This window comes from Achromobacter sp., from assembly GCF_036567245.1.
In the GTDB taxonomy this organism is placed as follows: Bacteria; Pseudomonadota; Gammaproteobacteria; order Burkholderiales; family Burkholderiaceae_B; genus Achromobacter.
In genome coordinates, this window is sequence record NZ_DATCUY010000251.1 from 1 (window position 1) to 2,660 (window position 2,660).

Annotated in this window: 5 protein-coding genes; 3 read left to right on the top strand and 2 right to left on the bottom strand. The window is 66.2% G+C overall.

All coding sequences use genetic code 11. The features are described 5' to 3' along the window. The coding region (locus VIR09_RS11135; RefSeq protein WP_332012927.1) for a GTP-binding protein at nt 1-377 on the top strand (377 nt) is incomplete at its 5' end. A 34-nt stretch (nt 378-411) separates the two neighbouring features. Here VIR09_RS11135 and VIR09_RS11140 read toward each other — a convergent pair. After that, nucleotides 412-855 carry a hypothetical protein gene (locus VIR09_RS11140; protein WP_332012928.1) on the bottom strand — a complete coding sequence of 148 codons (444 nt, stop codon included), beginning with the start codon at nt 853-855 and terminating at the stop codon, nt 412-414. Between the two features lie 42 nt (nt 856-897). Next, on the bottom strand, nt 898-1,641 hold the full coding sequence (locus tag VIR09_RS11145) for a GntR family transcriptional regulator (RefSeq protein WP_332012929.1): 744 nt from the start codon (nt 1,639-1,641) through the stop codon (nt 898-900). A 220-nt stretch (nt 1,642-1,861) separates the two neighbouring features. On the opposite strand from VIR09_RS11145, the gene VIR09_RS11150 reads away from it, so the two are divergent. Both VIR09_RS11150 and VIR09_RS11155 read left to right on the top strand, forming a co-directional pair. After that, the gene (locus VIR09_RS11150) at nt 1,862-2,275 is read left to right on the top strand and encodes a carboxymuconolactone decarboxylase family protein (RefSeq protein ID WP_332012930.1); all 414 of its coding nucleotides are present in this window, start codon (nt 1,862-1,864) and stop codon (nt 2,273-2,275) included. Next, nucleotides 2,272-2,660, top strand: a 389-nt coding sequence (locus VIR09_RS11155; RefSeq protein ID WP_332012931.1) for an NAD(P)-dependent oxidoreductase, incomplete at its 3' end; no start/stop codon positions are given. The genes VIR09_RS11150 and VIR09_RS11155, both read left to right, overlap by 4 nt.

Genomic DNA, 2,660 nt, shown 5'->3' on the forward strand with positions numbered 1-2,660 from the left:
TCGACGGGCTGCGGGCCGAGCACCTGGACGCAGCCGTGCTGACGGCGCCGCTCGCCGCGGGGCCGCTTGCGCATGTGCTGCGCTACGGCATCGTGTCCTATGCCTTCCCGCAGAGCCGGCCGGTGGGCTGGGAGGATTACGCGCGCTGGACTCGGTACATGCAACGCCAGATCGGCGACCGGCTGCTGCGCGCCAAGGGCCTGTTGCGCTGGACGGACGGCACCCTGCGTGCCGTGCATGGCGTGCGCCACGTCTTCGCGACGCCTGAACCCATCGCCTTGCCGGAAGGCGCAATGCAGACGGGCGCCATGGTCGTGATCGTGCAGGACCTGTCTGCCGAGGAAGTGGACGAGGCGATGCGGCCGCTGGATTTGTGAGTTTTTCCGGCAGCCGCGCCTGGAGCGATCGCGCTCAGCGAGGGTTGCTGACGGCGCCCAGATGCAGCGCGACCACTTCGGTATCCATGCCAGCCAGGCCCGGATACCGCGTCCTGACCTGAGGGTCGTGTCCCGGCACGATATGGTCCGGAGATTCCGCGAATTTGAGCAGGATCTCGTAGCCCGCCAGCATGTCGGCAACGTTGTCGACGATGGGAAACGGCGCGTCCCGCCCCATGTTGTCGTAGTAGTGGCTGGCGTCGGAGGCCAGCACCATCCAGCCGCGCGCCCGGGCGGCCTCTGCATTGAATCCCGTGTCGACGAGGTAGACGCGTGCGCCGTTGCGGATGACCCAGACGAAATAGTCCATCGGCATCGGACCGTCGTGCGGGTCCGGCGGCGTGATGAAGTTCTGGCTGCGCCGGCGCGCTACGGTGGCGTAGCGCAGGGCATAGACTTCGTGGGTGGGCAGCGTCATGCGACGGCCCCGGTTACGCGCAGGACGTGCAGGATGAACGCGCTATCCTGCCTGTCCAGGGTTGCCCCGCGCCTTTCTTGCCGGGCGCTCGTCTTCATTGTCGGCAGTCTCCTGTTGCTGGCGCTTGAGCACTTCGAGCGCGGTGCGTTCCGCGTTCACGATGTGGCTCTGCGCGGCGCTTTGCGCGCCTTGCGGGTCCCGAGCCTGGATGCGCTCGTAGATCAGATCGATTTCGGCCATGCTTTCCGGCAGCCGTTCGGCGCGCGCGAACGACGTGGCGCGCAGCAGGTTGATGCGCGACAGCAGGCCGGGCAGCATGTCCTTGACCAGATCGTTGTCGCAACCGCTCAGCAGCACGTCGTAGAACTCGCGCTTGGCCGCCAGCAAGGCAGACTTGTTGCTGCCCTTGGCCTGGCGGTGCAGGGCTTCCACGGCTTTGCGCAGGCGTTCGACGTCGCCGTCGCCCGCCAGCCGCGCGAATTCGTGCGCGGCGTAGCCCTCCAGCAGGGCGCGCAGGGCATACAGGTCGCGGGCGGCTTTTTCGGTGATGCGCACCACGGTGGGACCGCGATGCGGTTCGATGGAAATCAGGCGCTCGGCCTCCAGCGTGCGCAGCGCCTCGCGCAGGGTGCTGCGGCTGATGCCGAGCTGATCGCACAATTCCTGTTCGCGCAGACGCTCCCCGCCCTTGATCCGGCCATCCATGATGGATGCGCGCAGGAACTCTTCCACGCGGATGCGCAGGGTGCTGGGTTTCTCGAATACCGCGCCTGTCTGGCTGGCCATGGTTGTCTCTCGCCTTAAAAGACGCAATATATCCCGCAGGGCCGACCGTGCCGCCGGCCCGGCGCTTGCGGCGCATTATTGTGCCGATTTTTTTTGCGGTCAAGCATATTGTCGGACAATCAGACTATTGACGGTTTCGCAAAAATTGCCTGACAATCGGACAAAATAACCAGGCGGACCGCCGATCTGCGGCCCGTCGTCCCATCGCAAAGAGGAACTCATGGCAGACATCAAATCCGAAACCCAGGCCCTGTTCGACCAAGGCTTGAACCTGCGCCGCGAGGTGCTGGGCGCCGAGTACGTGGACGGCTCCCTGGCCCGCGCCAACGAATTCATGATGGCCTTCCAGCACATCACCACCGAATGGTGCTGGGGCTATACCTGGGGCCGCCCCGGGCTGGAAAAGAAGACCCGCAGCATGCTCAACCTGGCCATGCTGACCGCGCTGAACCGTCCGGCCGAGATCAAGCTGCACGTCAAGGGTGCGCTGAACAACGGCGTGACGGTCGAGGAGATCAAGGAAGTCCTGCTGCAGGCCACCGTTTATTGCGGCATCCCGGCAGGGCTGGACGCGTTCAAGGTCGCCAACCAGGTGCTGGAAGAAGAGGGCGCCTTCAAGGAGTCCAAGGCATGAGCGCCTCGCAAGAGCGGGTGGGCCTGATCGGCATCGGCAGCATGGGCTGGCCCATGGCCGCGCGCCTGGTGCAGGCCGGCTTTGCCGTCACGGTGTTCGACGCCGTGCCTGGCCAGGCCGCGAAGTTCGCCCAGGAAGTGGGAGGCCAGGCCGCCGCCACCTGCGCGGAACTCGCGGCGCAGTCCGACATCATCTTCACCATGCTGCCCACCAGCGCGATCGTCGAGCAGGTGCTGAACGGTGAACAGGGCGTGCTGGCTGGTTTGCGCCCGGGGGGCGTGGTCGTGGACATGAGCTCCGGCGTGCCGGCGCAGACCCAACGCCTGGCGCAGGCTGTGGCCGCGTCCGGCGGCGTCATGGTCGATGCGCCGGTTTCCGGGGGCGT